The sequence below is a fragment of the Bradyrhizobium sp. UFLA06-24 genome, from assembly GCF_054967145.1.
In genome coordinates, this window is sequence record NZ_JADFUE010000005.1 from 188,327 (window position 1) to 194,678 (window position 6,352).

Below are 6,352 nucleotides of genomic sequence, written 5' to 3' on the forward strand. Positions count from 1 at the left end.
GGCATATTGCGCTGCTGCACGGCCTTGCTTGCAACAGAGGATGCGGGCGCAGCCACTCGTCCGCTTCATAGCGACACTGCCGTGACGCCCCGCTTCGCGGGCATCACGGCAGCCAAGGGGCAACTCAATTACCCCAAACTTCCTTCGCGATCTCCACCGCAAGGCTGAGCTTGGCCCACTGCTCTTCCTCGGAGAGGACGTTGCCCTCTTCCGTCGAAGCAAAGCCGCATTGTGGCGACAGCGCGAGCTGCTCCAGCGGCGCGAACTTGGCGGCTTCCTCGAGACGGCGTTTGATGTCGTCCTTCTTCTCGAGCTCGCCGAACTTCGAGGTGATGACGCCGACCACGACGACCTTGTTGCCCTTGGGCAGGAAGCGCAGCGGCTCGAAGCCGCCGGCGCGATCGCTGTCGTACTCCAGGAAGTAGCCGTCATAATTGGTGCCGGCGAGCATGGTCTCGGCCACGGGCTCATAGCCGCCCGACGAAATCCAGGTCGAGCGGAAATTGCCGCGACAGACATGCGTCGTCACCACCATGTCGGCGGGCTTCTCGGCCAGCGCGTAATTGATGATGCGGGCGTAGATCTGCTGGAGGCCATCCGGATTGTCGCCGCGCTCACGCGCCTTCTGCAATTCGTCCTGCGAGCAGAGATAGGCCCAGACGGTGTCGTCGAACTGGAGATAACGGCAGCCGGCGTCGTAGAACGCCTTCACCGCCTTGCGATAGGTCTTCCCGAGGTCCTCGTAGAAGGCCTCGAGATCAGGATAGACGTCCTTGGAGATAGACTTGCGACCGCCGCGGAAGTGCAGCACGGCCGGCGACGGGATCGTCATCTTGGCCGTGACGTGCGCCTGGTCGGCACACTTCTTCAGGAAGCGGAAGTGATCCAGCATCGGGTGATTATCGGGGAAGTTGAGCTTGTCGATCACCCGCACTGCGTCATGACGGGTCTGCACGCCAGCGAACTGGATACCGGTATCGGGATGGAACAGCTCGCAGCCGGTGAGCTTGGCCAGGAAGTCGAAGTGCCACCAGGAACGGCGGAATTCGCCGTCGGTTGCGAGCTTCAGGCCGATCGAAGCCTGCTTATGAACGACCTTTTCGATCTCCACGTCCTCGATCTTGCGCAGATCGTCGGCCGAGATCTCGCCCTTCTCGAGCTTTGCGCGGGCTTCCTTGATCTTGGCGGGACGCAGGAGGCTGCCGACTTCGTCGGCGCGGAAGGGGGCTCTGGTTCGCTGCATTCTTAACTCCCGTGTATTTTCTGTAGCGTTGTCGAGCGAGGTGGGTACCGGCTCGTGTGAAGAAAAGGCGCTAGATAAGTTAGTGGGCTGCCGCCCCCGCGACCCCGAGATGGCGCTCCAGAACCGAGGGGTCGGCCTTCAGCGCTGCGCTCGGGGCATCATGGACGATTGTTCCGCGCTCCAATATCACAACGCGGTCGGCGAGCCCCAGAATCTTTTGGGCATTCTGCTCGACGATGATCGAGCAGATGCCGCCGGCCCGGGTGATGGTCCCGATCGCCTTCAGCAACTCCTCGACGATGATAGGAGCAAGTCCCTCGGTCGGCTCATCCAGCAGCAGGACCTTCGGATTGAGGGTCAGCGCGCGGCCGATCGCCAGCATCTGCTGCTCGCCGCCCGAGAGCTGGTTGCCAAAGTTGCTTCGCCGTTCCTTCAGCCGCGGGAACATCTCGTAGACCTTCTGGACCGTCCAGGGACCGGGCTGCGCCACCGCGGTCATGTTCTCCTCGACCGTCAGCGAGCGGAAGATGTTGCGCTCCTGCGGCACCCAGCCAATTCCGGCACGCGCCCGCTGGTCGGGCCGCATGGTCGTGACATCGGTGCCGGCAAGCCCGACAGTCCCGGAGAAGCGGCGGGTGACGCCGACGATCGAGTTGATCAAGGTGGTCTTGCCGGTGCCGTTGCGCCCGAGCAGCGCCAGCACCTGCCCTTCGGCAAGACGCAGGGACATGTTGGGCAGCACGACCGCCTCGCCATACCCGGCGCGCAGGGACTCGATCGCGAGTAGGTCAGACATTGACCGCCTCCTCGCCGAGATAGACCGCCTTTACTTGCGGATCGCGCGCGACCTGATTAGGCGGCCCCTCCGTGAGCAGCGCGCCGGAGACCAGCACCGAGATGCGGTCGGCAAAGGAGAACACGAGATCCATGTCGTGCTCGATCAGCAGCACCGTCACGTCGCGCGGCAGCGCGCCGACCACCGCGAGAATGTCGTGGCGCTCGCTCTCAGGCACGCCGGCGGCGGGCTCGTCGAGCAGAAGCACACGCGGCTTGGCGGCGATCGCAACCGCGATCTCGAGCAGACGCTGCTTGCCGTAAGGCAGCGTCACGGTCTGTTCGTTCATGACGTCGAGTAGATGGAAACGCGTCAGGAGATCGGCGATCTCCCCGTTGACATCGCTGCGCGTCCCCATTCGCCGCCACCAGTCGCCCCCGTGTCCGAGGCGTTCGGAAACGGCAAGGCCGATGGTCTCTAACGGAGTCAGGTCCGGATAGAGCTGGTTGATCTGGAAGGTCCGCGACAGGCCGCGCAGCACGCGCTTGTGCACGGGCAGGTCAGTGATGTCCTGGCCTTCGAGCAGGATACGGCCGGAGTTCGGCTTCAGTACGCCGGTAAGCTGGTTGATGACGGTCGTCTTGCCGGCGCCGTTTGGTCCGATCAGCGCATGGCGGGCGCCCTGCTCGATCTTCAGCGAAAGATCTCGGGTGACACGCAGGCCGCCGAACTGCTTTTCGAGGTTCTGGGTTTCGAGCGCAATGGTCATGCGTCGCTCTCCGGCACCGCGACGACGGCCTTGCGGCCCGCAACCTGCTTGATGAGCAGGTTCGGCACGTACAGCACCCAGCGATGCAAGCGCTGGCGGCCGACCAGTACGATCACGACCAGCACGAGGCCGATCCAGAACTGCCAGTATTGCGGGGTGATGGTGGAGAACACTTCCTGGAGCATGCGGAAGATCACCGCACCGACCAGCCCGCCGTAGAGATATCCGGTGCCGCCGATGACGAGCACCAGCATCAGATCGGCCGAGCGGTCGAAGGCGAACACGTCGAGCGAGGCGATCGCGGTGGTTTGGGTGAACAGCGCCCCCGCAATGCCGGCGTAGAACGCGGCGAGCGTGTAGATCGCGATAAGGCGGCGATTGACGGGAATGCCGATAGCAGCGGCACGCAGCGGATTGTTCTTAATAGCCCGCAGTGACAGACCGAACGGCGAATGCACGATGCGGCGGGCGAGCAGGAACAGCACGAACAGCACGGCCAGTGAATAGAAGAAGCCGGCCTTGCCGAACATGTCGAACGGGATCGCGCCGAAGATCGGCTGCATTTCGATGCCTTGCAGGCCGTCGGTGCCGCCGGTGATGTTGGAGAAGCGCTCGGCGAGCGCTTCCAGCAGCAGCGCGATACCGAGTGTCACCATGAGGCGGGTCAAGTCGACGCCGCGGATCACAAGGAAGCTGGTGGCAAAGCCGAGCACCATCGCGGCCAGGCCCGCGGCGATCAGCGCCAGTACCGGCTCGTTGATGATACCGTGCAGAGCCAGCAGGCCGGCGGCATAGGCGCCGACGCCGAAGAAGGCGGCATGGCCGAGCGAGACGATGCCGGCATAGCCGAGGATGAGATCGAGCGACATCGCAAACAGCGCCAGCCGCAGGATGTCGGTCATGATCAGATAGCGGGCGGGAAACAGAAAGCCGCAAGCAAGCACGACGAGCCAGAAGGCGGCCTCGGCATAGTGCCAGCGCGCCTGCCGCTGAGCATGGAAACCGACGTCGGACGAAGCGCTCATCGGCACACTCAACGCGCGGCCGTGCGGCCGAACAGGCCGTTCGGGCGCCAGATCAGGATCACGATCATCATGGTGTAGATCACGAAGGGGCCCATCTTCGGCACATAATATTTGCCGGCGACGTCGCCGATGCCGAGCAGGAGCGAGGCCAGGAACGGGCCGGTGATCGAAGACGAGCCGCCGACGGTGACCACGATCAGGAAGTAGATCATGAACTTCAGCGGGAAATACGGGTCGAGACCGAGAATCTCGGCGCTCAGTGCACCGCCGAGACCCGCAAGGCCGCAGCCAAAGGCGAAGGTGAAGGCGAATACCTGCGGCACGTTGATGCCGAGCCCACTCGCGGCGCGGGGATCATCGACCGCAGCACGCAGGCGGCTGCCGAAGCGGGTCTTGGCCAGGACCATCTGCAGGCCGATGGTGAGCAAGCCGCAGATCACGATGATCATGAGCCGGTAGCGGCCAATGCCAACGCCGAACAGGTCGAACTGCCCCTGCAGCGCGGCCGGCAGGTTGATGAACACGCGCGACGAACCCTGAATATAGTCCACGGCCGCGACCGACATGAACGTCAGGCCGATCGTGAACAGCACCTGGTCGAGATGACTGCGAGAATAGAGATGACGGTACAGCGTGCGCTCGAGCACGATGCCGATGACCGCGGAGGAGACGAAGGCGAGCGGCAAGGCAGCGAAGAACGGCCAGCCGTGCTGGTTCACCAACAGCATGCAGACATAGCCGCCAGCCATGGCGAAGGCGCCATGGGCGAGGTTGACGAAGTTCATCAGGCCGAGCGTGACCGCGAGCCCGCAAGCGAGCACGAACAGCAGCATGCCGTAGGCCACGCCATCGAACAGGTTGGTGAGGATTGAGGTCATCGTAGAACGGGTGAACCTTGGTAATCGCTCGTCACTCCGGGGCAGCGCGTAGCGCTGAACCCGGAATCCATTTCAATCATTTCGAGGTCCCGGAGGCGCGCTAAGCGCGTTCCGGGATAGCGCGCTTCCGCGCGTCACTTCTTGGTCTTGCCGAGATCCTTCACGGCTTCGAAGGTCTGGAACTCGACATTGTAGAGCTCGCCGTCGACCTTCTCGACCTTGCGGATATAGACGTTTTGGATGATGTCGCGCGTCTCCGGATCGATCGAGATCGGACCGCGCGGGCTCTCCCACTTCTGACCCTTCATGGCTTCGACCAGCTTGGTGCCGTCGGTGTCGCCATTGGTCTTCTTGAGCGCTTCATAGATCAGGTGGATGCCGTCATAGCCGCTCACCGCCATGAAGCCGGGACGGTTGCCAAAGGCCTTCTTGTAGGCCGCGACGAAATCCTTGTTCATCTGCGAAGGGTGGGCCGCCGAATAGATGTGCGCGGTCACAGTCCCGAGCACGGCGTCGCCCATGTTGTTGAGGAGGTCGTCGTCGGTGACATCGCCGGGGCCGATCACCTTGATGCCGGCCTTGTCGAGCCCGCGCTCGGCGTACTGCTTCATGAAGTTTCCACCTTGGCCCGCCGGCACGAACACGAAGATCGCGTCGGGCTTTGCATCCTTCATCCGCTGCAGGAACGGTGCGAAGTCGGGGTTGGCAAGCGGCGTCTTGACCTCTTCGACCACCTCGCCGCCGCCGGCGGTGAAGTGCTCCTTGAAGAAGTTGAGCGCGTCATTGCCCGGCGCGTAGTCCGAGGTCAGCGTCGCCACCTTCTTGATGCCGTTCTTCACCGCCCAGTCGCCGATGATGGTCGAGGACTGCGCCAGCGTGAAGCTGGTGCGCACGATGTAGGGCGAGCGCTCTGTGATGATGGAGGTGCCGGCTGCCATGACGACTTCCGGAATCTTCGCCTGCGTCGCCAACGGCGCGGCCGCAAGCGCTGCTGGCGTCACGCCGAAGCCGCCGATGAAATTGACCTTGTCGTTGACGATCAGCTCCTGCGCGGCGGTCTTGGTCTTGTCCGGGATCGCCCCGTCGTCCTTGACGATGATCTCGATCTTCTTGCCGGCGACGGTGTCACCATTCTGCTGCATGTAGAGCTTGATCGCATTCTCGATCTGCTTGCCGGTCGAGGCCTGGCCGCCGGTCATTGGCAGGATCAGACCCACCTTGACGGTGTCCTCCGCCTTGACCGGGACAAGGCCTGCAAGACTTACAACGACAGCCGCTGCCGCGATGCGTGACAAAATTCTGCGTTCGAACATCAGACGTCCCTCCCCTTCATTCCTGACAAGTTGTGTGCCGAACCGAGTCCCCGGTCCTTGCCGCGCTCTAAACTTACGGACAAGCCATGCCGCGCGGCCACATGGCGTCCTCTGCAACCCCGTTGTCAATCGGACGTTGGGCGACCATTCGGGCAAGCCGCGCCATCGGCCGACCACGGAGGAGTGATTTGTACGATTGTACAAACAAAAAGTCCGTGTCAACAACAAAGCCGTGCGGCTAGCCAGACGGCCTATCGGCAGCTGATGCAGCACCCTAGGAGCGTCCAACGGCGGCGTGGCTGGAGAAAACCGCCTCTCCCTTGCAGAATTCGAACATGCACCGGAGACG

At 63.0% G+C, this 6,352-nt stretch carries 6 protein-coding genes; all 6 read right to left on the bottom strand.

The window, feature by feature from the left end; translation table 11 throughout:
• Positions 1 to 124: 124 nt before the first annotated feature.
• A complete protein-coding gene (locus IF809_RS07325) occupies positions 125 to 1,243 on the bottom strand; it encodes a cobalamin-independent methionine synthase II family protein (protein ID WP_462837222.1) in 1,119 nt (372 codons plus the stop codon).
• A gap of 79 nt (positions 1,244 to 1,322) precedes the next feature.
• The gene (locus IF809_RS07330) at positions 1,323 to 2,039 is read right to left on the bottom strand and encodes an ABC transporter ATP-binding protein (RefSeq protein WP_462837223.1); all 717 of its coding nucleotides are present in this window, start codon (positions 2,037 to 2,039) and stop codon (positions 1,323 to 1,325) included.
• The gene (locus tag IF809_RS07335; protein ID WP_453982956.1) at positions 2,032 to 2,787 is read right to left on the bottom strand and encodes an ABC transporter ATP-binding protein; all 756 of its coding nucleotides are present in this window, start codon (positions 2,785 to 2,787) and stop codon (positions 2,032 to 2,034) included. The genes IF809_RS07330 and IF809_RS07335 overlap by 8 nt, the downstream gene beginning before the upstream one ends.
• Complete coding sequence (locus tag IF809_RS07340) at positions 2,784 to 3,812, bottom strand: branched-chain amino acid ABC transporter permease (RefSeq protein ID WP_453982955.1); 1,029 nt, start codon at positions 3,810 to 3,812, stop codon at positions 2,784 to 2,786. Before IF809_RS07340 ends, IF809_RS07335 begins: the two co-directional genes overlap by 4 nt.
• Before the next feature lie 8 nt (positions 3,813 to 3,820).
• The gene (locus IF809_RS07345) at positions 3,821 to 4,690 is read right to left on the bottom strand and encodes a branched-chain amino acid ABC transporter permease (protein ID WP_453982954.1); all 870 of its coding nucleotides are present in this window, start codon (positions 4,688 to 4,690) and stop codon (positions 3,821 to 3,823) included.
• Between the two features lie 134 nt (positions 4,691 to 4,824).
• Entirely contained in the window at positions 4,825 to 6,003 is a 1,179-nt protein-coding gene (locus IF809_RS07350; RefSeq protein WP_462837224.1) for an ABC transporter substrate-binding protein, read from the bottom strand.
• Between the last annotated feature and the right edge of the window lie 349 nt (positions 6,004 to 6,352).

What these genes read in the sequence shown, in the direction of transcription:
- IF809_RS07325 (WP_462837222.1), bottom strand. Translation starts at nt 1,243, where the DNA reads ATGCAGCGAACCAGAGCCCCCTTCCGCGCCGACGAAGTCGGCAGCCTC.
- IF809_RS07330 (WP_462837223.1), bottom strand. Translation starts at nt 2,039, where the DNA reads ATGTCTGACCTACTCGCGATCGAGTCCCTGCGCGCCGGGTATGGCGAG.
- IF809_RS07335 (WP_453982956.1), bottom strand. Translation starts at nt 2,787, where the DNA reads ATGACCATTGCGCTCGAAACCCAGAACCTCGAAAAGCAGTTCGGCGGC.
- IF809_RS07340 (WP_453982955.1), bottom strand. Translation starts at nt 3,812, where the DNA reads ATGAGCGCTTCGTCCGACGTCGGTTTCCATGCTCAGCGGCAGGCGCGC.
- IF809_RS07345 (WP_453982954.1), bottom strand. Translation starts at nt 4,690, where the DNA reads ATGACCTCAATCCTCACCAACCTGTTCGATGGCGTGGCCTACGGCATG.
- IF809_RS07350 (WP_462837224.1), bottom strand. Translation starts at nt 6,003, where the DNA reads ATGTTCGAACGCAGAATTTTGTCACGCATCGCGGCAGCGGCTGTCGTT.